Consider the following 25,871-nt stretch of genomic DNA (forward strand, 5'->3'; position numbering starts at 1 on the left):
GAAGAACAAAAATGGCTTCTATCTCCTTTCAAAACGTCACCAAGTCTTTCGGCGATTTTAATGCAGTCTCCAATGCCAGCTTTGAGATCAACGACGGCGAGTTCATCTGCCTGTTGGGACCGTCCGGCTGCGGAAAAACCACCAGCTTGCGCATGATCGCCGGGCTGGAAACGCCAACCAGTGGGCGCATCTATATCGGTGATAAAGATGTAACCGGTCTGCATCCGCGCGACCGCAAAATATCCATGGTGTTTCAGGATTATGCGCTCTACCCGCACATGAACATCAGCCAGAACATCTCTTATCCGTTGAAGGTACGCGGTGAGAATGAAGCCACCCGCGGCGAGCGTGCGCAGGAAGTGGCGGATGTTCTGAAGATCGGCCATTTGCTGGACCGTTTGCCAGCGCAAATCTCTGGCGGCCAGCAACAGCGCACGTCACTTGCCCGTGCACTGGTGAACCCCAGTCAGGTCTACTTGTTTGATGAGCCGCTCTCCAACCTGGATGCCAAGCTGCGTTTGGAAGCGCGCGGCTTCCTGCACCATTTGCAGCACAGCATGGGCATGACCTCGGTTTACGTCACGCACGATCAGGCCGAAGCCATGGCGCTCGCCACCCGCGTTGCGGTCATGGATCAGGGCCGGATCGTTCAGTTCGCAACCCCAATGGAAATCTACCGCAAACCAGCCACCACCTTCGTGGCAAACTTCGTCGGCAACCCGCCCATGAACCTGTTGCCAGTGGAAGCGATGGTGGAAGACAACAGCCTGAAGGTGAAAGCTGACGGTCTGGAAGTTGTGGCCTTGCCGATACAAAAGTCCTTTGCAGAAGCCGTTGCCATCAACCCCAACATCACGCTGGGGGTCCGCCCGGAACATCTGCGGGCAACAGCTGAAGAAGAAAACGTGGTGCGCGGCAAACTGTTTGCCAATGAAAACATGGGCGCGGAAAAGCTCGTCACCATCGAGCGTCCAGATGCTGCCCGTTTCACCGCCCGCATTTTCACGGATGACGACATCATCCTGTCAGAAGATGTAGCACTCGGCTTTTCCAGCCAGCATATCTCCTTGTTTGATGCAGACGGAAACAGATTGGCATTGGACAATGAGTGACACTCTGGACCACCTCAAATTGCAGCACCACATCACGAAGGCGGATCAGCTCAAAGATCCGTACTTCTATCTGGAATTTGAGGTGCCGGAAGGAACGACACGCTTTGACGTGTCGCTGAACTACCCCAAGGCCAAGGATTGTATCATCGATCTTGGATGCCTTGATCCCGAGATCACGCCGTTTCCGGCAGTCTCGGGGTTTCGTGGCTGGAGCGGGGGCGCCCGCGACAGCTTCTTCATCGCACTGGATGATGCCACTCCGGGCTATGTCCACGGCCAGATCAAGCCGGGCACATGGCAGATCATCCTGGGCCTTTATAAAGTGCCGGAAAATGGCGCAGATGTTGACCTCACCATCTCCTTTGATCAGGCACCCAGAAAGCTTGCGCCGCAGCCCGTCACACCAAATCCGGTGCGCCAAGGGGCAGGGTGGTACAAGGGAGATCTGCACTGCCATACCTTCCACTCCGATGCGCGTGGTGCACCGGAGTTACTCCACGCCGCTGCAAAACAGGCAGGGCTGGATTTTCTGGCAATCGCAGACCACAACACCACCACCCAGCGCAGATATTTCCACCCGCATTCTTCACAGGATCTGGTCTTCGTAAGGGGCATGGAAGTCACAACCGCAGTCGGTCACGCCAATGTCTTCGGCATTGATGACTGGCTCGACTTCCGCATGACCAGGCCAGATCACGCCCACATCGTCGCCAAAGCGGCTCATGATCGCGGCGGCCTGTTCTCCATCAATCACGACAAACCGCCGATTGACTGGACCTACGAGCTGCCAGAGACCGACTGTATGGAGGTCTGGCAATCTGCATGGCTCATGTACAACTGGGTGTCACTGGCACGCTATCAAAAGCGCCTCAGTGAAGGGCATCAGATTTCCCTGATCGGTGGCAGCGACTACCATCAACCCGACCACCTGTTACCGGAAGGCCCGCTTGTGCTGGCTCGCCCGACGACAGTGCTCTGGCTGGATGAACTCAGCGAGCAAGCTGTTCTGAACGCCATGAAAGCAGGGCTCGGCTATGTGACCGAAGGGCCAGACGGCCCGCACCTGTCGCTCACCTCCGGTTTGGTGCGCATGGGGGATAAAGTGCCAACAGGTACCGCAAGTTTCTCCGTGCACGTCAAAGGCGCCAAAGGGGATGTGTTGCGCTGGGTGGATGCATCCGGCTTGCGGAAAGAAGATGTTCTCATCAATGATGAACAGCAGATCTCCTTCAACCAGCCAGCTACAGGATTCCTGCGAACTGAGATCGTTGCGCGTGAAAACCACACCGAGCAGCTTGGAGAATTTTTAGGGGCGTTCAAAGGCAAAAAGCTTCCTTTGGGGCTCACTGAAGCAGACATACTGGAACAGCCCATTATCCGGGCTCTTTCCAATCCAATATACATAGTAACGGAATAGGACAGCACGGCATGTTGATCGGGAATGCACCGTGTTCATGGGGCGTCTGTTATCCAACAGGCAACGCATACGCGCCAAAGGAGTATCTGGCTCAAGTAGCAAGCGCAGGTTACCAGGGGACTGAGCTTGGCCCGCTTGGGTACCTGCCAAAGGAGACAGAGGTGCTCAAAGCCATGCTGACGAGGCATGATCTCACCCTGATCGGCGCAACCCATGTGCACACGTTCTCCCAGCCGGAAACCAGCGCCCGGTTCCATGAAGACATGCAGGCACAAGGTCAACTCCTGTCATCCCTTGGCGCTAAGCATCTGGTGGTGATGGATGAAAGCAACGTTTACTCGCCAGATAAGCTCGGTGTGATGACACAGGCCGCACGCGAACAAATGTATGAGGACCTCACAAAGGCCCATGCAATGCTTGCTGAAGTCTATGGCGTTGCGCTGAGTTTCCACCCCCACATCGGCACATGCGTTGAGCTGGAAGACCAGATCGACGATCTGCTGCAAAACACGCCGCTCAATCTGTGTCTTGATACAGGCCACCATGCGTTCTGGGGTCAGGACCCACTGGCGTATATGCAGCGCAAATGGGATCGCATTGATTACATGCATCTGAAAAACGTTGATCCAGCTGTACGCACGCGCGTTCTGTCTGGCGAACTCAGCGTTCCTGCGTCTCTGGCTGCAGGGGTCATGTGCCCACTTGCAGACGGAGCCGTTGATATTGCGGCGGTTATGGACGTTCTGCGGGCAAGGGACTTCCGGGGACCGGTTGTTGTTGAGCAAGATATTGCTGAAAACGCAAGTGAAACACCTCTGGACCTCGCCCGTCGCAACTTCTCCTTTATTGCAAAACTCGCTTAAGTCTGAGGAAGAACAATGTCACTGTCCGTCGGAATTATCGGCTTGGGCGAAGTCGCTCAGTTGATGCACCTGCCACTTCTTGCAGATGATGCCCGCTTTACCATCTCGGCCATCAGCGATGTCTCTAACGAGCTTATGGAGTACATCAGCGACCGCTACGGCGTCGCAAAGCGGTATGCTGCAGCCTCAGACCTGATTGCGGACCGCTCGCTGGATGCAATCTTCATTCTGACACCGGATCACTTGCACGCGGACCTTCTGTCAGAGGCGATGAAAGCCGGCAAGCATGTCTTCATCGAAAAGCCGGTTTGCCTCAACAAACACCAGATCCCACCGTTGTTGGAAGCGCAAAAGAACAGCAGCAGCGTGGTGTTCGTTGGCTACATGCGCAGATATTCCCGCAGCTTCCTCGCTTTGAAGGACCGGATGCCGGATCTGGCAAACATCCGCCATGTCCGCATCCGTGATATCATCCGCGAAGCGCCATACTTCACCCGCCAGACCCGCCCCGTTGTACGCGGTAGCGATGTCCCGCAGGAGATCATCAAAGAAGGCCAGCAGCGCACCACAGCCATGCTTCGTGAGATCATGGGGGAGAACGCCAGCGAAGATCAGTTGCGCGCCTATCAGGTCCTGACGGGGCTGTCCTCACACAGCTTCTCCGCCATGCGTGATCTGCTCGGCATGCCAAAGGCGGTGAGCTATGCCAAACAGCATGGTGGGGAAACAGTGATGGTCCTGTTTGATTATGGTCACTTCACCGCGCTGTACGAAGCTGTCATCTCTGACATTGCTGAATTCGATGCAGGCATCGAAGTTTTGACCCAGACGGAGCGGTACCATGTGACCTATGATACGCCGTACATTCGTAATCTACCGACACAACTTAGTATCACTCGTTCAACCGATGAGCAGACCACCAAAGAGGTGATTGGCCCGTCCTATGAAGACCCGTTCCGGATTGAGTTGGACGCCTTCTATAAAGCCATAGTGGATGGAGAGTTTTACGAAACAACGCTAACCGACGCAGCAAACGACTTAGCCTTGTTTGCCGATGTCGGGCAAAAATTCTTGAATAAGAACTAGATAAATAGTGTTGTATAACAACGTGTTATTTAGCATTTCTGATTCATATTATCAGGAATGCTAGCTCATACAGGCGTCTGTGTGCCCACATTTCAACGCAAACCAACGCAAAGCCACTTATCGCTTTGCTTACTGCGTGTAAAGCACTCCAAATTGCGTATTTAAATCTTGCCTCAAATACAGATTCAGGCTGCATCTAAACTTACATTAACTTAATCAAGTATCCGCAACGCATTGTTCAGCGAAAGACTTGAATTTTCCCATATCCGAAGTGCGACAACGCATAATTATGCGTAACGCGAATAGAGTGCGAAACAGCAGTTTCACCGAACTTCGGAGTTTCCAAATGCCTGAGAATAACCTCCCTCAAGAGCACGAGAACTGGGCACATGAAGTCCTGAAAGCAATCAAAGTCGGATACAGTGTCGAGTTTGATGTAGCGGAGGACGAACAGGTATCAGATGTTGAAAACGAGCATGAAAAAGTAGCGGTCTCCGAAGCTCAGGAAACACCGCCAGAGGCCGCTCCAGAGCAGTCCGATCTAAAAGATATTGCTGCACAAAAAGCACTTCATCAAAAAGAATTATCTAAAGCAAGCAGAAACTTAAAGTCACTTGCTAAAGCAGTACATATAGCAGGCAAGCGACGCCATGTGTTCATTGAAGACGTCACGAAAAAGGTGCTCGATGACGCTAAACAGCTGGCCGAAGCCAACATCAGGCAAGCCAATGAGATCATGAACAAGCCGAACAAGAAAGGCTTCGTCGATCTCGATAAAATGCAGCCCTTCATGGATCGCGGAGAAGAATACCTCCGGATCATGCAAACCAACTTCAAGGAAGGTCAGGAGATCAGCCTTGAAGGCATGAAGGGATTATCTGCCGAACTTCAGAAGAAAACAGATGACATATACAAGCAGCGTTCAGCAGCAGAATCTTGGGGTATCGACCTGTCACGGCTGGATGATGTTTACGGCCAAACCGGTGACAGCTTAACAGAGCTGAACAAGGCGCTGAACGGCGGCAGCGTCGCGACGGCTAAGCAAAATATGCTCGCTGCTTCCAACAATCTCGCAATCCTCAGAGAAGTACAGACCAAAGCACAAACGCAGGCGGAAACAGCGAAAAAAGACGTCGAAAACAGGGTTCAGGCTACGGAAGCAGCAACAGCCGAGCTCAGTGCGCGCAAATCTGAAATTGAAAATGATCCCAAAGTGTTGGGCGACTTTGAGAAAGAGCACGATGCTGTATTGGCGGACTGCAAACAAGCTTCTGCCTCTGCATCCGCTGGCAAGGGTGTTGAGGCTGTGAAAGCCATTGAAAGCGCTGAGGCCCACCTCAGTGCGCTCCAGCAAGTTATGCTGCAAAATCTGGCATCCTCATCAGAAACGTCTCAGATTGAGGGCGGCAACCAAAGCGAACTGAAGGTGCTTGCAGGCGATGCAATTGAGCTGACGAAGGAAGCGGATGAACTGCTCACTCAGGAAGATCTCATCAAAGGAAACGGCGGTCTTCTGCCGCAGTTCAAAGATGCGGATAAGTCTGCGCGCGCAGCCATTACAGAAGCGCAAAATGATCTGCTGTCAGGAGATGTAACAGCGGCAGAAACCAAGCTTATACGCGCCAAACATGATCTGTCTGCGATGCGCGGCCTCACCATAGAAGCCCAGTCTGCCATTGATATCGCAGCAGAACAGCTTTCTCTCCTGCAAAGGCAAGTGGCACCAATGATCACCCGCCGTCAGGAGTATGTGATGCTCGCTAACACGGATGATAAACACATTCGACATCTGGAGAGATTTGATGAAGTTGTTGGTGAAGTGGAAAATCACATCAGTCAGGCTGAAACTGCCATCACTAAAGAAAATCTGAGCGAGGCCAATCAGGAAATCGCTTATGGGCAGGCAGCCATACCAGGCCTGCAGAGAGAAGTGAAGAAACTTCAATACCTTAATACGATCAAAACCGCAGCCACCAAGGAAGAAAATGCCGAGTTGTTCGCTCAAACGCTGGATAAGCTGCGCGAGGACATCGTCTACTTCAATGATCGCGATGACGTCTTTAAAGACAAAGAAGAAGCTGCAATTTTCGATAATTTATACGAACGGGCGGCGACCTACGCCAATCAGGCCGAAATCCTCTTCAAACGCAAGAAATACGATGAAGCCGACGACGCAATCGATAATTCCAATATCGCACTCAGCGGTCTGGAAATAGCCTACGAACGAGGTACCCAAACCGCAGCAAAGGTTGAAGAGCTCAAGTTGGAGGTAAAAGAGGCAGCTGAAAGGGTTCAATCCTTTGAAAACGTTGCTAAAGCTATCGTAAATGAAGAACTCCGCGGGGAATTCTTGAGCTACAAGATGGTGGCCGCAGACTACGTAAACGAAGCGCTCGATTATATCAATCAAAGCCGCATCACCGACGCCATGAGTGCGCTTGCTGACTTGAAGCAAGCCATGACCAACCTCAACGGCTTCCTCACCAACCCACCAAAACCAATGCAGCCAGAAGGCCTGCAGTTTGATGCCTCTGAATGGGAAATCGTAGAGGAAAACTTGACTGAGGAGCAACTGGCGGAAAAACAGGATCACAAAGATCTGGTGTTGTTTGCCAGTGAGTTAAAGCTACTGCTCGACGAAATCAAACAGATGAAAACCGCGGTTAACGAGGGGCATAAAGTTTGGGAACGCTTCTGTGAGGGGGACTACCTGCAACGGTTCCAAACGGCCTTCGAACAAGCAAACTCCAGCCTCAGTGAAGCTACCGACTGGGCACTCAACGCAGGCAAGATGACAACTCCCGGTCCAAAAATGAGAGAAAACCAGGAGCTGTTCCTCGCAAGCGCAAGAGTACCAATCTCAGAAGCCAAAAAAGCATACCGTGAAATGGAAAACGCCTTTGATGTCAGCAAGCAAATCCTGACGTCAGAACTGTCTGGTCTCTCAGAAGGCGCAAGATATTACCTTTCAGTTATCGAAGGGATCTACAAGGTTCACGAAAAACTGCGCGGATGGGATATCGATCTTTCCACCTTCGATGATGCCTACCTCACAGCAATGGACAATATTGCAGAGATGAAAATATCCATTGAAAATCAAGATACTACCACAGCTCGGGTCGCACTTGACAATGCTGAAGTCCATCGCCAGGAACTGCTCAAGAGTGCAGAACTGGCTTTGAGCATCAGAGAACAGGAACATACTGACCTTGTCCTTCAATACGCACGTGCTCAGTCTGACTACATGGATGCTTCCAATCAGATGAGTCTGGTTGCTAAATTTCCTGAGTTAAAGGCAGCATATGACAACGTGGAAACCTTGATCTTTGAGGGACTTGACAGCGCTAAAGATCTCTTGAGCGCAGAAGCAGGAAAAGCAGCTGTAAAAGAGCTTTCAAAAGTTGAAGAAGCCATAGCTGGGATGCGGGACATCGTCGCCGATGCAGGTATCGCGAACGCTAATGCAGAACTGGAAGAACTCCTTCAAAGCGAAGCTGAGAACACTGTGTTCAGAATAAAGAGAGATGAAATTTTGGCAGATGCTGACAAGCTCTCAGAAACCGCTCAAACCTCTTACAATGACTGGATTTCGTTCTGCCGTGGTGATTTTGAAGGGGTGTTCAATCAACAATTCGAAGACTTAAAGCAGAGAGTGGAAGAGGCACGCAATATTTCCCGTTCTGTAGAACGCCCAGACTATGTAAAAGTCATTGAAGAAATGCGGCGCTTGCTCAAATCAGCACTAGACTGCTTCAATGCGATGGATGGCCTCCATAATGTAAGCAAACAGATTGCGACGTCTAAACTAAAAGGTATGGCTCAACGCGTTGAGTATTTTCAGAACAAGATTGATATGGTCAGTGAATCCTTGAACCCCTATGATGAATGGGGACTCGATTTTTCTGATTTCGATGTAAAATATAATGAAGCCAAGGGTTTAATCGAGCAGTTGAGAGCTGCTGTGCAGCGAAACGATTACGTTAACGGACTGGACATTCTTCATCAGGCGGATGCAGCCGTTGATGTGGTTCAAGATGAGCAACAAAGTTATGCTGATTTGTACGCTCAAACCAAAGCAAGCTTTGCAGAAGGCTTTGAGGTCTATCGAGGGCGCATTGCAAAGATCGTAGAGCGTCGCCCTGAACTCGAGAAGATCAAACACCTTGCTGCCGCCTTTGATGATGCTGAACGCTCAGCTCTGCAGGCCATTGATCGGGGCATTGCTCTCATCAAAAAGAATGATCGCTTCGGTCCTGATAAGGAAGGCGATTACATAATCAGTCAGGAAAATCTGATGCTTCAGCTTCTCAAAGAGGCTGTACCGCTCGCAAAAGATCCGGAAAAACTTGGCACTGTCATCAAGGAAAGCCACGAGCGTCTGGCAGAATTTGAGGCCATGAAAGAAGACATCAAGGATGGCATGGACCGGGAAGTTTTCGGAGCAATGCAGGTGCGTGGTGCTGAACACGCAGCAGCAGCTCAAAGGTTGATGGATGAGGAAGACTACGAAACAGCCGAGTTTGAACTATTTGCCCTGCGCGTTGTTAATGAAGCTCTGCAATCAAGGCACGATTCCGGTGTAGCCATTGCAGACAAAATTCCTGAGCTGGAACAGGAAGTTGAAGATGTAACAACGGATCTGGACGATCTCAATAAGCTGAGCAGCACGATCCAGAATGCCGACGACGCAGTAAACTACGGTAAGTATCACACCATCGGTATCCGAACGGCCTTTGAAGCAAAAGACTTTCTCCTCAAAGGCGAGATCAGACGTGCTCAGGCAGCGTTAAATACACTCCAATACTACCTTGATAAAATGGAGGAACTTCTCGACAAACAGGGAACGAAAGGTCCTAAGCGCAGGTCTGGTTCGGTGCAATCTAAATCAGAGGATCAACCTGAAGAAACACTCAAGCCATCAGAAGAGCTGGAGTTGGAACGTGAGGACAGCTTCGGCCCAGCCGATGATGAAGAGCAAAAAGCCAACCTTCAAGAGGCAATCGCGTCCACTGACCAGCTTCTGGAAACAGCCAAGGCAAATGTTAAAGACCTGCTGGATGCATCTGAAGCAGAGTATTACGGGATGATCCTCCAGAAAGCCGAAGAGCACGCCGCCGCCGCAAAAGATCACCTCACGAATGCCAGATTAGACGATGGCGATGAAAGCATCGAATACCTCAAGGTTGTCTTGGACACTCTACATGATGCGCACCGCGTAGGTCTCGCAACCTCGCAACTTGTGCCGGGCTATGAAAAAGAGATCAAAGAAATTGACCAAAAACTCATCCTGCTCAATCTGAAACGCAACACGATTAGCGACGCGAAGGCTCAGGCTGAGTTTGACAAGGTCCGCAACGAAGCGAGCGCATCTGATTATCAGGTTGCACGCTTGCTCAACGACAAAAACATCCGCAAAGTCAAATACGAAATGGACACCCTGCGCGAAAAAGTCGGCAACCTGGAAAAAATCCTGAACAGCCACACCAGCAGACGCGCAAAACTGAAGAATCTGCTGAAGCGCAAGAAGTAAAAGTAGGCGCCGTTGTTAGTTGTCAGCATTGTATTGGGAAAGGTGGACAAAAAAGCAGCACTCGCCGGGCGGGGAGTGCTGCTTTTGGTGGTGGGTGCCCCTGAAGGTTCGGGAGGAGGGTAAACCTTCAAAGGCACCTTATGTCTCTGTCAGTTAAATCTGAGCAGAGAGATCCTTGGCGAGTTTGGTGTACTTGTCGCCAACGATGAGGTGGAGCGCTTTGTCTCCCGCTTTCATGACCTGAATACCAGCCTGTGACAGCTCTGGCATGGACACGCCGGCGATATCGCGCAGTTCCACGCGTACGCGGGTATTTGCAACAGCCTCAACAGCTACCACGTTATCCTTGCCGCCAAGCTGACCAAAGATTGCTGCAGCATCGAGACTTTGCTCGGCAGCAGGTTGTGCAGAGGCACCGCCGCCTTGCAGGTAGATCTCCATATCGGTCTTCAAGTTCTCAGAAGCCGTTCCGAAGATGGCCTGAGCACCATTACCAACGCGGATCACACCGCGAGCACCGAGTGCTTTCAACGCTGCATCATCAACCTTGGAAACATCAGCAGTGCTGACACGCAGACGGGTGATACATGCATCCAGATTGGTGATGTTGTCTGCACCGCCGAAGGCTTTCACAAGCGCTGCGGACATTGCATCTTCATCGCCGCTAGCAACAGCTGCGGAGGCTTCAGTTGCAGCTTCGCGGCCTGGAGTTTTCAGGTTCAGGGCTACAATGAGAACACGGAATACAGCGTAGTACAGAGCTGCGTAACCCAGACCGAACACGACCAACATCCAGCCGTTGGAGGAGAGTGGATAAAGCAGAACGTAATCGATGAAACCATGTGAGAAGGTCATGCCGTGCTTGATGCCGAGCATGATCATCAGGGAGTAGCCAACACCTGCCAGAATGGCGTGTGCGATGTAAAGAACTGGCGCAACGAACAGGAACGCAAATTCGATTGGTTCAGTGATGCCGGTCAGGAAGGAGGTCAGCGCAGCTGAGATCATGATACCGCCAACCATGGTGCGGTTTTCAGGCTTCGCGCAGTGCCAGATTGCCAGTGCAGCAGCAGGCAGACCCCACATTTTGAAGAGGTAGCCACCAGCCATGTTACCAGCAGTTGGGTCACCAGCAAGGTAACGCTGGATTTCGCCGGTCACGGCCTGACCTGTTGCCGGATCAATGTAGGAACCAGCTTCAAAGAAGAATGGAACGTTCCAGATGTGGTGCAGGCCGAATGGGATCAACGCACGCTCAATCACACCGTAGATGAAGAACGCAACTTCTGGGTTTTCTTCTGCTGCCCAACGGGAGAACGCGTTGATGGCACCACCGATTGGAGGCCATACGAACGACAGGATAACACCGAGGAAAATACAGGCAAACGCGGTGATGATCGGCACAAAGCGCTTACCCGCGAAGAAACCGAGATAATCTGGTAACTTGATGCGGTAGAACTTATTGAACATGAACGCAGCCAGCGCGCCCACGAGGATGCCGCCGAACACGCCGGTATCAATGGAGGTGATCCCGAGGATCGGCTTGGTTTCGATCGCAAGTGTCTCAGCAACAACGCCCATTGTTGCAAGAAGAACACCGTAACCAACCACGGCTGCAAGGCCAGCAACACCATCGTTTTTGGCAAAACCGAGTGCAACGGCAACTGCGAAGATGATTGGCAGGTTACCGAAGATCGAGCCACCAGCCTGAGCCATCAGGTGGTTGATGAATTCCGGAATGAACGGCAGGTCAGCTGCGCCGACGCCGAGAAGGATACCAGCAGCTGGAAGAACCGACACTGGCAGCATCAGGGACTTACCAACCTTCTGTAAGGCTCCAAATGCGTTTGAGAATGTACTCATTGTTTTTCCCCCAGAGTTGCATGGTGTGCGAGCACGCCATGCCCCCTGATTTTGTTAGGTATTCCCGACTGGAACACCAACTCCCACATTTACTCCTGCATCACTGCTGTGATTTGAGGAGATCTTTCACGTCACTGGTATCCGCGCAGTCCAAAGCTGCTTGCGCGAGCTTGCGGGACTCCTCCATGGATACAGTGCGAACTGTGTGTTTCACTTCCGGCAAAGCAGGTACGCTGACGGAAAGTTCTTTGATGCCGAGGCCAATAAGGATCGGCACGGCTTCAATCTGACTGGCAAGACCACCGCAAACGCCAACCCATTTGCCTGCATCTTCTGCAGCGCGAACGGTGAGTTCGATCATGCGCAGAACGGCAGGATGCAGGGCATCTGCGCGGGATGCGAGGCCCGGGTGGCCGCGGTCGATGGCCATGACGTACTGGGTGAGGTCGTTGGTGCCGATGGAGAAGAAGTCCACTTCCTGTGCCAGCTTGTCGGCCATGAGGGCGGCAGACGGCACTTCAATCATGATGCCGACTTCAACATGCTCAACACCAAGGTTCTTCTGCTCTTCACGCACCAGCGCGTTGACGGCACGCAGCTCGTCCAGCGCACTGATCATCGGGTACATGATGCGTGCATGACCCTTGTGTGCCTGAGAGAGGATCGCGCGAACCTGACGACGCAAGATGCTTGGGCGCTCAATACCGATACGCACACCGCGAACGCCGAGGAATGGGTTCTCTTCATGCGGCATAGGCATGTAAGGCAAAGGCTTGTCGCCGCCGACATCCAGCGTACGGATGATGACAGGACGTTCCTTGCCCATAACCTCAAGAATTGCGCCAACTTTTTCGGCCTGCTCTTCTTCGGTTGGTTCGTTGAGACGCTCCATGTAGAGGAACTCGGATCGCAGCAGACCAACAGCTTCAGCACCAGCTGCAACGGCCTTTTCAGCATCTTCTACGCTGCCGATGTTGGCTGCAATTTCCACCCGAAAACCGTCTTTGGTGATGGCTGGTTTATGCGCATCGCGCTGGTATTCTTCGGCTTGTTTGGCTGCGTTTTCGATCTTCTTGGTGAAGGCAGCTTGCTCGGCGTCAGTCGGAGAAACTTTGATTTTACCGCGCTTTGCATCCAGAAGAAGGACAGTGCCGTCTTCCAGATCCTTCATGGCGTCTTCGACATTGACGAGGTAAGGCAAGTCGTTAGAGCGGGCGATGATGGCCGCGTGAGAAGAAGACCCACCATGGGTGGTACACAGACCAACGATCCTGGTGAGGTCCAGAGCAACGATCTCGGAAGGTGTGACGTCTTCCTGAAGAAGGACGGTGCCTTCCTCTAAAATCTCACCGCCATCATCAACGCCAAGCAGCTTTTTCAGTACGCGCAGGCCGATGTCGCGGACGTCAACGGCGCGGCCAGCGAGCAGCGGGTCGTCCATTTTGGCGAGGGTTTCAGCCTGTGCTTCGTAAGCCAGCTTCCAGCTCCAGGCTGCGCCTTGGCCCTTGGCGATGTCTGCCAGTGGTTTTTCGGAGAGTTCTGGGTCGGAGAGCAACTCAATATGGGCGTTGAAGACCTCTGCCAGGTCTTGCTGATCGTTCTTGTTCAGGCGGTCGATGATGCTTTGCAGGTCTGCGATGGAAGATTTGACGGAGGCTTTGAACGCGGCACGCTCTTCAGCTGGGCCGATGCTTTCGCGAGTGACTTCCGGTAGAGCCTTGTTGTGCTTGACCAATTTACCGATAGCGCGGCCCGGAGAGGCGGTGAAGCCGATGAGAACGCCATCTTCGCCGGATTTGACCTGAAGAAGAGGCGCTTCCTCGATCACGTCTTCCTGCGGAGCCTCGGAGAAGCTGGTGATTTCTTCGCCAAGACCAGCTTTCACAGCAGCGATAACATCTGCCACCACTTGCTGCGCATCCGGACCAACAGCTTCAATCTCAAGCTCGTCACCCAGCTTTGTTTTCAATGACATAATGCCGGTGACAGAAGAGCCACTGCAGGTTTTGCCGTTGACGGTAAAGGTAACTTTCGCATCTGCTTTGCGCACTTCAACAGCCAAACGGGCGGCTGGACGGGCGTGGAGGCCGGTGGCGTTGGGGATCTTGATGGAGCCGATGATGGCAGGGCCGGTTGGCTCAGTGGCAGTTTCCTGCGCTGGAGCGGTGGTGCCTTGAGGATCGTTGCTGCTTGGAACAGTGAAGACGACCTGATTGAGGTCTGTCTGAACGGTGCCGAGAGGAGCGAGGGTCGTGATTTCCTGACCGCTGGTGATGACGATTGCGGATTGAACGGAAACACATTCGCGGGCGATGAGGTCTGCATCGAAGGTGATAAGGGGTTGACCTTGCTCGACCTGACCTCCCTCAGCGACGTGCAATTCGAAGCCGCGGCCTTTCAGGGCAACGGTGTCGAGGCCGATATGCATCAGCAGTTCAACATCACCTTGCTGCAGCGTAACTGCATGATGTGAATTATGAATTTGAGTTATCTTGCCAGCGAATGGGGCGTAAAGAACATTGTCTGTCGGGTCGATGGAAACGCCATCACCCATCATCTTTTCAGCAAACACCGGATCGGGCAGGTCGGTGACAGCCTGAACTATGCCCTTCAAAGGCAAATTGATGGAAAATTTATTTTTTGGATCCTTCACCGTTTTATCTCCCGATTATATTAGGTGAATGCGCGCCTTCTTAAGCTTCCACTAAGTCTTGAAGAGACAAGAGGCGATTTTTACGCGAGGATCATTTGCGTAAGGCCGCACAACAATACGTAAAAAGACTAGTGTTACGGGGTGTTACGAATTGTTACAAAGGGAAATATTTCTCATTACATAGAGAACGACTTACTGATGGATATCAGTGCTAGTCGACTTTATGTATAGATAAGATTAACTCGAATTATATACTAATATACATCATGCAATTACATGCAGTCGGCAGCACCCTCCCATACATTTGCAACAATGCTGTAACAACAGCTTGATACATTACAGAACCGCCAATCCGGGCTGTTTCACCTGTAATGACGATCTGCACACGCTCCAGCTTCCCGAAATCTCAAAAACGCCCATACCTGAAGGGGCTGCAGAACCGGATTCAGCCTTGCGTTTTTATTTGCGTTGTTTTGTGAATTTTGCGTTCAAAGCGTGTTTTGGTGCGCGCTTATGTGCTGAACTGCGGGGAGAGGAACCTGCGCCAGCGAGGAGCCACCGCAGGTCAAAATTTGATCTTTAGAGCAAGACAGTTCTGGCTTCTTTTTCGCTCAGATAAGCCGCTTCGATGATGCGGATGGTCTGCATCGCATCACGAGGGGAGACTGGTACCTCAGTGTCGTTGCGAATGGCGTCCCGCATACCTGCGTAGAACCGTTCGTATCCACCTTTCTGGCTTGGTACCGGCGTACCTTCACCCGTCTCGTCATAAAGCGTGCCCCAGTCGTCTTCTGCTTCAACGCCCCAGGTCGGGCTCGCAGGTCCGCCGCCAGCCTTCAGCATGTCCTCTTGCGGGTCCATGCCATAGGTGATGTAGGTGGCTTTATCCCCGCTCACCTGAAAGCGCGGACCTTGCTCAGTGCTGAGACAGTTGCCGTGCAGGATCACGTCGCAGTCGTCATAGCCGAGCACAAGATGGAAGTGATCCACCGCTGCCGCGTCTTTGCGCTGAACGCGAAGTTTTGCCTGAACTGATTTTGGCGTGCCAAACAAACTCAGCGCCTGATCGATGCCATGGGCACCCAGATCATACAGGATGCCAGCACCGGGGATATCTTGTTCGCGCCAGCGGCCTTTGATGTCCGGGCGATAGCGATTGTAGTTGCACAGGTACGAGTGCACTTTACCAAGGCGACCTGTTTCCAGCAGGTCCTGAACCGTCAGGAAATCACAGTCGAAGCGTCGGTTGTGATAGACGGAGAGCTTCAGGTCTTTCTGCTCTGCAATGTCGATCAGCTCTTCCGCTTCCGCACTGGTGATGGTGAACGGCTTTTCAACCACCACATGCTTACCAGCCAGCAGCGCCTTTTTAGCGTGATCGTAATGCAGCGTGTTGGGCAGGCTGAGAACGACCAGCTCGATGTCCGGCTGTGCCAACAGCTCATCGAAGGAAGTGTATGGCGTGCAGTCGGGCAACTTGCTTTTGACAAGGTCCGGCTTGCTGGAAACCACCGCGGCAAGGTCGATGCCTTCAACAAAGGTCAGCAGGGGTGCGTGGAAGCTTTGGCCGGAAACACCAAAGCCCACGAGAGCCGTTTTAACAGGCTGAACAGAACTCATATTATGCATCACTCGCTGGAAAATTCTTCTGCACGTTGTCGAGGTCAAGAACGGTTGGCAGGGAGGCCTCGTTGCCGAGGAACTGAATGGCGTGGGCAGAAGCTGCGCGCGCTGTTTTGAAGTGATCTTCCCAAGAGCCTTTTGGGTCTGCCAGATATGCATAGACATAGGCACCGTGGAAAGTATCACCCGCACCGTTGGTGTCGATGACCCGTTCTTTTGGCACCTTCAAAGCTGCTTGGCGCTTGATCGGGCACTTGTCTTCGTACCACAGCAGGCCTTTTTCACCCTGAGTAACGCCGCCGACCTTCACGCCTTTAGCACGCAAATATTCCAGTGTGTCTTCCGGTGATTTGCCAAGCTGCTCACAAAACAACTCAGAAACGATCGCCACATCAATGTAGTCGAGCAGTTCCTCGGTGTTCTCGCGAACAGCACCACCATCCAGAGACGTCAGGATGCCGTGTTTGCGGCAAAGTTTGGCGTAGTGCAAAGCAGCATGAGGGATGTGACCGTCGACGTGTAGCGCTTGACAGCCAGCCAGGTTGAGTTCAGGAACCGGATGCAGGAAGTCATTGTCGCGACAACGCACGATGGCGCGTTTGCCGTCTTTTGGCATGATGAAGGAGAGAGAACTTTCCTTCACTTTGCAGCTGTGGATCGGAATGGAGTATTTCGCGGCCATATCGCGGAACATGCGAGACAGCCAGTCATCTGCCATGGAGCACAGCAGGTCAGGTGAGACGCCCAGCTTTGCGCAGACGAAAGCCGCGGTGACGACGTTGCCGCCAAAGCTGACAGCGTAATCCTGCGCAATTGCCTTCTCGTCACCTTCCGGCATGGTCTCTGACAAAAAGGTCACGTCGATGTAGGACTGGCCAATAAATAGCGCTTTCATCCTGTACTCCATTAAAGTCCGGGTCACACTGCGCAAATGCAGCGATGGTACCTTCCGCTTTTAACGACGGATTTCTAAATGATGTCCTAGGGAAATCATGAAAGTGCCTTGCTCGCAAACCTGATGTATCAACTTGTTACATTACAGGTTGTTTTTGCGGGTCTTTCCCCAAAATGGCGGGTTCTATGAGGGAAACTACGCAGAAGGCGAGTGCACCTACAACTCGCGCGGCAATTTCACGAAGATACAGAACTTGCCTTCCGGTGTTTCGCCAAGGCTGATTTCGCCGCCATGGGCGTTGATGATCTGTTTGACGATGGAAAGGCCGAGGCCAACACTGGAAGAGCGGGTGCGCTCCACACTGTCATTGCGGAAGAAGGGCTCAAACACCTTCTCGTGCAGATGGTCCGGAATGCCGGGACCGGGATCGCTGATGGAAACAAGCAGCTGATCATTCTCAAGATTTTGCATCTCAACAATGGCAGCACCACCATATTTGAGCGCATTATCAATGAGATTGCTGAAGGCACGGCGCAAAGCAGTGGGTTGGCCGTTCATGACTGCGCGGCCCTCAACCTCCAACTCAACTTCGCCGCCGCCACCAAAAATATTGCGGCTTTGGTCCGTCAGCTTATGGCGCTGGGGGACGAAGACAACATCATTGCCCGTGTCCATATAGTCATCACAAAGCGATTGCAGCAGCGCGGCGAGGGAGAGGTGCTGAGGCTCTTCCAGCAAGGCGTTGAACCTTAGAAAATCAAGCGAGGCCGCGATGAGACGGGTCATTTCCTCCACATCATGCAGCATGCGATTGCGCAGAGATGTGGACTCGATCTGCTCCAATCTGAGCCGCAAACGAGTGGCAGGGGTGCGCAAATCATGACTGATGGAGGCCAGCATGCGCTTTTGCTCTTCCAGCAATTGCGCTCGGGCTTCCTGTTCTCGCACCAGCGTATCCTGAAGGGCAACGGCTTCCTCGGTGTCCCACGGTTTCAGCTCGGCCCGCTCATACTTTGCCAGGGACCGGAACGGAGCGGCGGTGTAGTGAATGAGGCTGCGGGCCAGCACAAACACCAGTGTGATGCAAAGCGCGGCGATGATGAAGAGCACCGGCTCCGTCATCCGGTCCTGCCAGAGCTTCGGGAACGTGATCAGGCGGTTGCCTTGCTGGTTTGGAAGCGTCAGATAGAGCTGAACAGCCTTGTCCTGCCGTGTGACTGCCTGAGCAAAGGCGCCCATCTTATCAAGTTGATAGGCTGGATTGGGTTGGTCGTCCGAGATCAAATCTGCTCGAGGCAAAGCACCGGTAAACACCAGTTTGGCTGCGAGCTTGAGACCATCGTTATTGAAGGTCAAAGGAAGAGAGGAGACATCACCTGAAAGCACTGGTTTGCCAGCTTCAACAACCTGCAGATATTTGCCCGCAAAAGGAGCGGGTGCAGTGCCGCGCATGTATTGGCTCAGTTCTGCACCGGCTTCAAAGGAGTTCGCCAGTGCTAACTCGCGCGTGTTGTAGGCGTTGAGCGTGAGCCCCAAAACCACGAAAACCGAGAGCACGGCGGTGATGAGAACCACAACCATACGGCGTTCAAGGGATCTGGGCAGAAGGCTCAGGATCAATCCTGACATGGCCACGCTCTTTTCAGTGCCATGGACCTACACCCGCGTTACGCTTTGAGAAAACAGATAGCCCTGATGGCGCACAGTGGTGATGAAATCCGTACTCGGGTCCGTCTGTGCCAGCTTCTTGCGCAGGCGGCTGATCAGAATATCAATGCTGCGATCGTGGGAATCCACCTTGGCACCGCGCAGCACGCGGCCCAGTGTATCGCGAGAGATCGGCTTTTGCGGTGCCTTCACAAAGGTCAGTAAAGCGTCGAACTCGGAAGAGCTCAAATGCACCAGCACACCATCTGGTGCGGTCAGGTGGCGGGTTGCCTCATCCAGCTTCCAACCGGCGAACTCAAAGCGCTGTGCTTTGGGCGCTGCCGCTGTTTCAACGTCTTCTGTACGGCGGAAAATAGCGAAGATACGAGCTTGTAACTCACGAGGATTGAACGGCTTTTCCAGATAATCATCAGCGCCAAGCTCCAGCCCGACAATACGCTCCGTATCACCTGTAATCGCGGAGATGATGATGATTGGCATCCTGGAGGTCTGGCGCACGCGCTGGCACAGGGTCAGCCCGTTTTCTCCCGGCAACATGATGTCCAGAACCATCAGATCAATGTGGTTGGTGTCCAGAAGCTCAATGGCTTCCTCTGCAGAGTTTGCAGTGAACACGGTGTACCCACGATCTTTCAGGAAGTCTGCCGTCAGGCTGGCGATTTCCTCATCATCGTCAACAATCAGCAGTGTTTTGTTCGAGAGCATCATACCTCGGTGTACCCATTTCAGTCCCAACCAGCTCACTCTGGCCCAGTGCTGTATAACAAAACATTTGGCCGCTGCGAGAGGAATGTGTATGCGTCAGGTTGTCTTGCACGTGCAAGTTCATTGGATTGTGTGTTTATACGCGATAAATTGAAGAAAGAGTTTGCTAGAAGCGTCCTTGAGAATACCCATCGGGAGAATGTAATGGGCAGCCCGCGTCTCAGCTTGGTCGCACTTGCTGTTTTATTCGGTAGCATAACGGCGCAAGCCGCACCAACCGCTGAAGTTCTGCATTTCTGGACATCAGGCGGAGAAGCACGCGCAGCCCTTTCGCTCAAACAGGCGTTTGAGGCCCGTGGCGGTGTGTGGGATGACGCACCTGTTGCTGGTGGAGGCGGAGACGCCATGGCAGCCGTCTTGCGTGCCCGTGCGCTGGCCAGAGTGCCGCCATCTGTTGCTCAGATCAAAGGTCAGAACATTCAGGAATGGGCCGAAGTGGGCGCGCTTGAAGGGCTCGATGCTATTGCACAGCAGCAGAACTGGGATGAGCTGCTGCCAGACCTTTTGAAAGAAACCGTTCAATATCAGGGTAAATATGTTGCCGTGCCTTTGAACATCCACCGCGTGGATTGGATCTGGGCCAACCCGAAAGTGCTGGATCAGGTCGGCGTCACACCTCCGCAAACATGGGAAGAGTTCAACGAGGTGGCGGATAAGATCAAGGCCGCTGGCATTATCCCGCTCGCCCATGGTGGACAGCCCTGGCAGGACGTTACCCTGTTTGAAGTGGTGTTGCTGGGGATCGGCGGCGCGGATTTTTACAAGAAGGTCTATCTGGATCTGGATCAGGAGGCCTTGCACTCCGACACCATGATCAAGGTGTTCGACCAGATGCGCAAGCTCAGCACCTATGTGGACCCCGGCGCTCCGGGCCGCGAATGGAACCTTGCCACCGCCATGGTGATGCGCGGTGAGGCGGCCATGCAGATTATGGGCGATTGGGCCAAGGCCGAATTTCTGACGGCAGGTCTTAAGTACGGTGAAGACTTCATCTGCGTCTCGTCCCCCTCCAAGGGTGGTTATATCATCAACTCCGACAGCTTCGCTATGTTCAAAGTCTCCCACCCAGATCAGAAAGCCGGACAGCAGCTGATGGCCTCTACGCTGCTGGATGAGCAGGTACAGAAGGACTTCAACCTGCTGAAAGGCTCCATTCCCGCCCGACTAGGCGTGAGCCTTGATGGGTTTGATGAATGCGCCATGAAATCCAGCGAAGACCTTCTTCTCAATGAGGCCCGGGGCACCGTGGTTGGCTCCATCGCTCACGAGCTTGTACAGTCCGGCGCCGTGCGTGGGGCTTTTCTGGATGTGGTCACAGAGCATTTCAATACGGATATGTCTTCGCAAGAGGCTGTCAATCAACTTGCCGAGACCGTAATCCTAGCAGATTGATTTCCCTAGGGCAGTCAGAGTAAAGCGTAGATCCTGATAAGACCGCAGCACCCAGTGAGCAAAGAGAACCTTATGTCCAACCCCCAGCAGCGCAAGCAGCAGATGTCTGTTTTAGACAGATTGCAGCGATATTTGCCGCAACTGGTGGTCGCTCCGCCGTTCCTCCTCCTCGTGTTTTTTGTGTACGGCTTCATCGCGTGGACGGGCATCATCTCGCTCACCAACTCTCGCATGCTGCCCACTTTTGATGTTCAGGGCATCCAGCAATATGTGCGCTTGCTGGCTATGGATCGCTGGAATGTGGCTTTCGATAACCTGCTGATTTTCGGCAGTCTTTACATCCTGTTCTCAATCACCATTGGCTGCGTGCTGGCCGTTCTGCTGGACCAGCGTATCCGCGCAGAAGGGGCGCTGCGCACGATCTATCTGTACCCCATGGCGATCAGCTTCATCGTGACGGGCACAGCGTGGAAATGGATCCTGAACCCGTCCCTCGGCATTGAAAGCTACATGCAAAAACTGGGGTGGGAGAGTTTCCAGTTCGACTGGATCGTCAACCGCGACATGGCAATTTATGTAGTGGTCCTCGCCGCGGTCTGGCAGGCATCAGGCTTTGTGATGGCCCTGTTCCTCTCCGCCCTACGCACTGTCGATGAGGATATCATCCGCGCCGCACATCTGGACGGGGCCAGCACCACACGCATCTACTTCGGCATCATCCTGCCCTCGCTGAGACCTGTGTTCCTCTCCGCCTTCGTCATTCTCGCGCACCTATCCATCAAGAGCTTCGACCTTGTGGTGGCGCTGACAAACGGCGGCCCGGGCTATTCTTCCACTTTGCCTGCCAATTTCATGTATGAGATGGCCTTCCGCCGTAACCAGATCGGCCTTGGTGCCGCCTCCGCCATGATGATGCTGGCCACCGTTGCCGCAATCATCGTGCCCTATCTTTATTCAGAGTTAAGGGCAAAGCGACATGGCTGAGCCCAAAACACTCCCCGGAGCCAACGGCAAACGCCACCTGCTTGGCCGCATCTTCATCTGGACCTTGCTGCTCTCCGCCGCCGTGCTCTATCTGGGCCCAATCTACGTGGTGCTCTCTACATCGCTGAAGGATCTAGCCGAGATCCGCGCCGGAGCCCTGCTGGATTTGCCACACGAGCTCAACTTCACCGCCTGGCGCGAGGCATGGTCCAGCGCCTGCATCGGCGTACGCTGCGAGGGCCTGCGCCCGTACTTCCTCAACTCGGTGATCATGTCCGTGCCGTCGGTTGCGATCTCCACCCTGATCGGCGCCTTAAGTGGCTATGCCCTGTCGCTCTTCCGCTTCCGCGGCGCCAACATCATCTTCGCCCTGATGCTGTTCGGCTGTTTCATCCCGTTCCAGATCGTCATCCTGCCTATGGCTCAAACGCTCGGCTATCTGGGCATCGCCAACTCCATCACTGGCTTGATCGTGGTGCACACCATCTACGGCATCAGCTTCACCACGCTGTTTTTCCGCAACTACTACGTCTCGGTTCCGCAAGAGCTGGTGCGGGCCGCCACCATGGACGGGGCAGGGTTCTTCCGCATCTTCTGGCACATCATGCTACCGCTCTCGGTTCCCATCATCGTTGTCTCGGTCATCTGGCAATTCACGCAGGTGTGGAACGAGTTCCTCTTTGGTGCCAGCTTCACCTCAGGCGGGTCTCAGCCCGTGACAGTGGCGCTCAACAATCTCATCAACTCCACCACCAGCGTAAAACAGTACAATGTGGACATGGCAGCCGCGCTCATAGCCGCCGCGCCAACCCTCGTTGTCTACATCATCGCAGGCAGGTTCTTCGTACGCGGGCTCACCGCTGGCGCAGTCAAAGGCTAAAGGCTCATTTATGGCGACCATATCCATCGAACATGCGTCAAAATCCTTTGGCTCAACTGAAGTTTTGAAGGACATTTCGCTTGATGTAAAAGATGGCGAATTCCTTGTTTTGCTCGGCGCGTCCGGCTGCGGAAAATCAACGCTGCTCAACATCATCGCCGGACTGGAACCCATCGCAGATGGCACCATCCGGCTGGATGGCGAGGTGGTCAACGACGTCCACCCCAAAAATCGAGACATCGCCATGGTGTTCCAAAGCTACGCGCTCTACCCAAACATGACGGTGGAGCGCAACATCGCGTTCGGACTGGAAATGCGCAGGATCAGCAAGGCAGAGCGCAAAGCCACCGTCCGCGAAGTCGCCAGCATGCTGCAAATTGAGCACCTGCTTGCCCGCAAACCAGCGCAACTCTCCGGCGGACAGCGCCAGCGCGTTGCCATGGGTCGTGCCCTCGTGCGTCGCCCCAAGATCTTTCTGTTCGACGAGCCGCTCTCCAATCTGGACGCCAAACTGCGCGGCGAAATGCGCACAGAGATCAAGAAGCTCCACCAGTCTCTCAAGGCCACCATGGTTTATGTGACCCATGACCAGATCGAGGCCATGACGCTGGCAGACCGCATCGCCATCATGAAAGACGGCGTGATCCAGCAAATCGGCACCCCGCAAGAGATCTACAGCAAACCGGCAAACATGTACGTCGCCGGCTTCGTCGGCGCACCACCAATGAACTTTGTGGAAGTGGATCTGGTGAAGCAAGAAGACCAGTTCGGCGTCATCCTGCCAGCCGTTCTGAAGGGCGAGCCAAAAAACTACTTCCTCCCGCTGCCAAACTCAAAACAACTCGAAATACGCGAGAACACAAAAATCATCCTCGGCCTGCGCCCCGAAATGATCACCCACAACGCTTTCGTAGGCTCCACAAACCCGGAAATCGAATGCGACGTCGACCTCCTGGAACCCACTGGCGCCGACACTCTCTGCCTCATCCGCCTAGCCAACCACCCCGCCAAAGCCCGGGTCTCCCCCTTATTTGCGTGTGACCCGGGAGAGAGCATGACCTTCTCTGTAGACATGGGAAGGGTGTGTTTATTTGACGGGGAGAGTGAGGAGTTGATTCACTTGTGAGTTTTTGAATAGACGAGTTTTTTAACCTCTTGATACTGCTTCTTCAGCAACACGCACTGCAAGTCTGAGTGGATCGACCTAGGTTACTGCCTTAGTGATTATCAGGTGGCAATACTCTTGCTTCGCTTATCAGGCAGTCGAGATCAGGAGAGGTCAGGCTTTGCAGAAAGGCTTCGAGGTCTTGTTTTTCAACTCCTGTGAGACCAAGCGGGCGGATGCGTGGGTCTTGACCACTCAGTTGTGATCCGCCTTGGTCGTAGAACTCAATAACCTGCGAAATCGTACTGAGATGGCCGTCGTGCATATAAGGCGGCGTTACTGTGAGGTTGCGCAGTGAAGGCGTGCGAAATCTCCATCTGTCAACTGGGTCCTCTGTTACCTCATAGCGTCCTAGATCGGCTTCGCGTTCAGCGCTGACAGATCGGATTTTTGAAAACTCCATCTGATGCACCACTCCGGGGGCAACTTGCACAGGAATGTTTGTCGGGGGATTTTGGCGCTTCTCTTCAAGCATCTGACCATATCCGGTGTCATGGAAAAGCTCATCCGTAAAGAGGGCGTAGTCATCTTTGATCAGATGGCAAGCACTGCAACCTGCTTTGCCGGTGAAAACCTGAAAACCACGCTTAACATCGGCACTAACAGCAGTATCATCACCACCAAAGTACCATTGATCAAATGGACTGTTCCCCGCAAGGACTGACCTCTGATACGCGCCAAGGGCCATCCCAATCCTGTCGAGAGACGCCTGAGCCTCGAAGGCATCCTCGAACATCTGCGCATAGTCCGCAAGCTCCCTCAAAAGAGCAACAACATGCCCTGCAGACGGATTTGCCATTTCATTTAGTGCAGTTAACGGACCGATAAACTGTGTCTCCAATGCATGATCCCGGCCATCGTGGAACAGGACATTCAGGTGGCCAACATTCAAAATGCTTGGTGAGTTTCGCTTAAGACTGCGCCCTTCAACTCCAATGGCTGTGCTCAGTTCCCAGTTGGTGAACCCTTGTTCTGGAACGTGGCACATGGCGCAAGACATTGTGCGATTGATCGACAAACGCCGATCGAAAAACAACTTCCGGCCCAACTCAATCTTCGCGACACTCGGCGGGTTGTCATGTGGATGGGGGACGGGCGGAAGTCCAAGCGGGGTAGAAAGGCTCCGCTTCAAAGCCACTGCAGACCAGTTTTCCGGGTCTGTTATGCAATGTGATTGTGCTTGTGCGTCATCTGCCCAACACATGAGACTGCCAATCAGGCATGTAAGAAACCACTGGCGCATTATGGCCTGCTTTCTTCCAGTAGAAGTGTCTCCACATCAGTGATTAGGAGTCTCGGGTCTATGGTTCCAAGCCCATAGACGTTGCGTACAATGCCTTCGCGATCAACCAGATACATCCGTAAAAGATGATTGATGACCTCCTGATCGTTTGATCGGTCAATGACTTGACCAAACCCATCCAGAATTGGCTGCAGATCAGTCAGGCCTGAACTCGTAAGGACGTGCCATTTAAGCTTCTGATCGGCATTCGCGTCGATTTGCAAGGGGTATGCAAAGGAGTTGATAGCCTCCACCGTATCGCGGGCAGGATCAAAACTGATCGTTATGAGCTGAACGTCCTCCCTCAATCCAGGGAGCTTTTGGCTGGTATCATGTATTTCAAAGAGCGTCGACATGGCGATAGGACATCCATTCTCATCGCCACACATCAGATAGACAAAACTCACCAGATTGATCTTGCCTTTGGTCAGCGCTGCAAGTGAATGTGTCTGTCCATTTACATCCAGAACCCGTCCATCTGGCGCCGTCTTAAACCTGTTCAGTGTGTAAGAACCCGGCTTGGGAGGATCAAACTGAAACTCTTCATGAGGGGTAAAGACATCTGCAAATGGGCGAGTGGGAGCAGCTTGCCCGGCCATTAAGGTGTACCAGAGTGCTGGAAGTGTTGCGGTAACACCACTGAAAACGAGGAGCTTTTTCAATACACGCATGCATCAGACCTAATGAGTTGGA

17 protein-coding genes are annotated in these 25,871 nt (G+C 53.2%); 9 read left to right on the forward strand and 8 right to left on the reverse strand.

Annotated elements, in window-relative coordinates; all coding sequences use genetic code 11:
* The first annotated feature begins 11 nt into the window (after positions 1 to 11).
* The 5 genes from PsAD13_RS14970 (at position 12) to PsAD13_RS14990 (ending at position 10,008) form a co-directional block, all read left to right on the forward strand.
* Positions 12 to 1,112 (forward strand): ABC transporter ATP-binding protein, encoded by a 1,101-nt coding sequence (locus PsAD13_RS14970; protein WP_063318658.1) that lies wholly within the window; start codon positions 12 to 14, stop codon positions 1,110 to 1,112.
* Complete coding sequence (locus PsAD13_RS14975; RefSeq protein WP_063318659.1) at positions 1,105 to 2,529, forward strand: CehA/McbA family metallohydrolase; 1,425 nt, start codon at positions 1,105 to 1,107, stop codon at positions 2,527 to 2,529. Before PsAD13_RS14970 ends, PsAD13_RS14975 begins: the two co-directional genes overlap by 8 nt.
* A gap of 11 nt (positions 2,530 to 2,540) precedes the next feature.
* On the forward strand, positions 2,541 to 3,392 hold the full coding sequence (locus PsAD13_RS14980; protein WP_084404726.1) for a sugar phosphate isomerase/epimerase: 852 nt from the start codon (positions 2,541 to 2,543) through the stop codon (positions 3,390 to 3,392).
* Positions 3,393 to 3,407: 15 nt separating this feature from the next.
* Positions 3,408 to 4,478, forward strand: a complete 1,071-nt coding sequence (locus PsAD13_RS14985) for a Gfo/Idh/MocA family oxidoreductase (RefSeq protein WP_063318660.1) — start codon at positions 3,408 to 3,410, stop codon at positions 4,476 to 4,478.
* A 346-nt stretch (positions 4,479 to 4,824) separates the two neighbouring features.
* A complete protein-coding gene (locus PsAD13_RS14990; protein ID WP_063318661.1) occupies positions 4,825 to 10,008 on the forward strand; it encodes a hypothetical protein in 5,184 nt (1,727 codons plus the stop codon).
* A 153-nt stretch (positions 10,009 to 10,161) separates the two neighbouring features.
* Here the strand turns inward: PsAD13_RS14990 and ptsG are convergent, their stop codons facing one another.
* The 6 genes from ptsG to PsAD13_RS15020 form a co-directional block, all read right to left on the reverse strand.
* Positions 10,162 to 11,871, reverse strand: coding sequence for a PTS glucose transporter subunit IIBC (gene ptsG, locus PsAD13_RS14995; RefSeq protein WP_057464597.1), 1,710 nt, complete (start codon positions 11,869 to 11,871; stop codon positions 10,162 to 10,164).
* 100 nt (positions 11,872 to 11,971) lie between these two features.
* Positions 11,972 to 14,524: a phosphoenolpyruvate--protein phosphotransferase gene (ptsP, locus tag PsAD13_RS15000; RefSeq protein WP_063318662.1), complete on the reverse strand. Its 2,553-nt coding sequence runs from the start codon at positions 14,522 to 14,524 to the stop codon at positions 11,972 to 11,974.
* A gap of 579 nt (positions 14,525 to 15,103) precedes the next feature.
* Positions 15,104 to 16,144, reverse strand: a complete 1,041-nt coding sequence (locus tag PsAD13_RS15005; RefSeq protein ID WP_063318663.1) for an oxidoreductase — start codon at positions 16,142 to 16,144, stop codon at positions 15,104 to 15,106.
* 1 nt (position 16,145) lies between these two features.
* A complete protein-coding gene (locus PsAD13_RS15010; RefSeq protein WP_063318664.1) occupies positions 16,146 to 17,042 on the reverse strand; it encodes a sugar kinase in 897 nt (298 codons plus the stop codon).
* A 216-nt stretch (positions 17,043 to 17,258) separates the two neighbouring features.
* The gene (locus tag PsAD13_RS15015) at positions 17,259 to 18,671 is read right to left on the reverse strand and encodes an ATP-binding protein (protein WP_063292229.1); all 1,413 of its coding nucleotides are present in this window, start codon (positions 18,669 to 18,671) and stop codon (positions 17,259 to 17,261) included.
* Between the two features lie 27 nt (positions 18,672 to 18,698).
* A complete protein-coding gene (locus PsAD13_RS15020; RefSeq protein ID WP_057464588.1) occupies positions 18,699 to 19,418 on the reverse strand; it encodes a response regulator in 720 nt (239 codons plus the stop codon).
* A 201-nt stretch (positions 19,419 to 19,619) separates the two neighbouring features.
* Between PsAD13_RS15020 and PsAD13_RS15025 the strand changes: the two genes are divergently transcribed.
* The 4 genes from PsAD13_RS15025 to PsAD13_RS15040 all read left to right on the forward strand — a co-directional run bounded on the left by PsAD13_RS15025 (position 19,620) and on the right by PsAD13_RS15040 (position 23,857).
* Positions 19,620 to 20,867: an ABC transporter substrate-binding protein gene (locus tag PsAD13_RS15025; RefSeq protein WP_063292228.1), complete on the forward strand. Its 1,248-nt coding sequence runs from the start codon at positions 19,620 to 19,622 to the stop codon at positions 20,865 to 20,867.
* A gap of 72 nt (positions 20,868 to 20,939) precedes the next feature.
* A complete protein-coding gene (locus tag PsAD13_RS15030; protein ID WP_063292227.1) occupies positions 20,940 to 21,851 on the forward strand; it encodes a sugar ABC transporter permease in 912 nt (303 codons plus the stop codon).
* On the forward strand, positions 21,844 to 22,731 hold the full coding sequence (locus PsAD13_RS15035; protein WP_063318665.1) for a carbohydrate ABC transporter permease: 888 nt from the start codon (positions 21,844 to 21,846) through the stop codon (positions 22,729 to 22,731). The genes PsAD13_RS15030 and PsAD13_RS15035 overlap by 8 nt, the downstream gene beginning before the upstream one ends.
* Before the next feature lie 10 nt (positions 22,732 to 22,741).
* Positions 22,742 to 23,857, forward strand: a complete 1,116-nt coding sequence (locus PsAD13_RS15040) for an ABC transporter ATP-binding protein (protein WP_063318666.1) — start codon at positions 22,742 to 22,744, stop codon at positions 23,855 to 23,857.
* A 91-nt stretch (positions 23,858 to 23,948) separates the two neighbouring features.
* Here PsAD13_RS15040 and PsAD13_RS15045 read toward each other — a convergent pair whose 3' ends face one another.
* Both PsAD13_RS15045 and PsAD13_RS15050 read right to left on the reverse strand, forming a co-directional pair.
* Positions 23,949 to 25,139: a cytochrome c peroxidase gene (locus tag PsAD13_RS15045; RefSeq protein ID WP_063288589.1), complete on the reverse strand. Its 1,191-nt coding sequence runs from the start codon at positions 25,137 to 25,139 to the stop codon at positions 23,949 to 23,951.
* Positions 25,139 to 25,849 (reverse strand): SCO family protein, encoded by a 711-nt coding sequence (locus tag PsAD13_RS15050; protein WP_063318667.1) that lies wholly within the window; start codon positions 25,847 to 25,849, stop codon positions 25,139 to 25,141. Before PsAD13_RS15050 ends, PsAD13_RS15045 begins: the two co-directional genes overlap by 1 nt.
* Between the last annotated feature and the right edge of the window lie 22 nt (positions 25,850 to 25,871).

The sequence above is a fragment of the Pseudovibrio sp. Ad13 genome, assembly GCF_001623225.1.
GTDB lineage: Bacteria > Pseudomonadota > Alphaproteobacteria > Rhizobiales > Stappiaceae > Pseudovibrio.

Bases quoted from the DNA above. Each gene is read 5' to 3' on its own strand.
- PsAD13_RS14970 (WP_063318658.1), top strand. From the start codon at position 12: ATGGCTTCTATCTCCTTTCAAAACGTCACCAAGTCTTTCGGCGATTTT.
- PsAD13_RS14975 (WP_063318659.1), top strand. From the start codon at position 1,105: ATGAGTGACACTCTGGACCACCTCAAATTGCAGCACCACATCACGAAG.
- PsAD13_RS14980 (WP_084404726.1), top strand. From the start codon at position 2,541: ATGTTGATCGGGAATGCACCGTGTTCATGGGGCGTCTGTTATCCAACA.
- PsAD13_RS14985 (WP_063318660.1), top strand. From the start codon at position 3,408: ATGTCACTGTCCGTCGGAATTATCGGCTTGGGCGAAGTCGCTCAGTTG.
- PsAD13_RS14990 (WP_063318661.1), top strand. From the start codon at position 4,825: ATGCCTGAGAATAACCTCCCTCAAGAGCACGAGAACTGGGCACATGAA.
- ptsG (WP_057464597.1), bottom strand. From the start codon at position 11,871: ATGAGTACATTCTCAAACGCATTTGGAGCCTTACAGAAGGTTGGTAAG.
- PsAD13_RS15005 (WP_063318663.1), bottom strand. From the start codon at position 16,144: ATGAGTTCTGTTCAGCCTGTTAAAACGGCTCTCGTGGGCTTTGGTGTT.
- PsAD13_RS15010 (WP_063318664.1), bottom strand. From the start codon at position 17,042: ATGAAAGCGCTATTTATTGGCCAGTCCTACATCGACGTGACCTTTTTG.
- PsAD13_RS15015 (WP_063292229.1), bottom strand. From the start codon at position 18,671: ATGTCAGGATTGATCCTGAGCCTTCTGCCCAGATCCCTTGAACGCCGT.
- PsAD13_RS15020 (WP_057464588.1), bottom strand. From the start codon at position 19,418: ATGATGCTCTCGAACAAAACACTGCTGATTGTTGACGATGATGAGGAA.
- PsAD13_RS15025 (WP_063292228.1), top strand. From the start codon at position 19,620: ATGGGCAGCCCGCGTCTCAGCTTGGTCGCACTTGCTGTTTTATTCGGT.
- PsAD13_RS15030 (WP_063292227.1), top strand. From the start codon at position 20,940: ATGTCCAACCCCCAGCAGCGCAAGCAGCAGATGTCTGTTTTAGACAGA.
- PsAD13_RS15035 (WP_063318665.1), top strand. From the start codon at position 21,844: ATGGCTGAGCCCAAAACACTCCCCGGAGCCAACGGCAAACGCCACCTG.
- PsAD13_RS15040 (WP_063318666.1), top strand. From the start codon at position 22,742: ATGGCGACCATATCCATCGAACATGCGTCAAAATCCTTTGGCTCAACT.
- PsAD13_RS15045 (WP_063288589.1), bottom strand. From the start codon at position 25,139: ATGCGCCAGTGGTTTCTTACATGCCTGATTGGCAGTCTCATGTGTTGG.
- PsAD13_RS15050 (WP_063318667.1), bottom strand. From the start codon at position 25,849: ATGCGTGTATTGAAAAAGCTCCTCGTTTTCAGTGGTGTTACCGCAACA.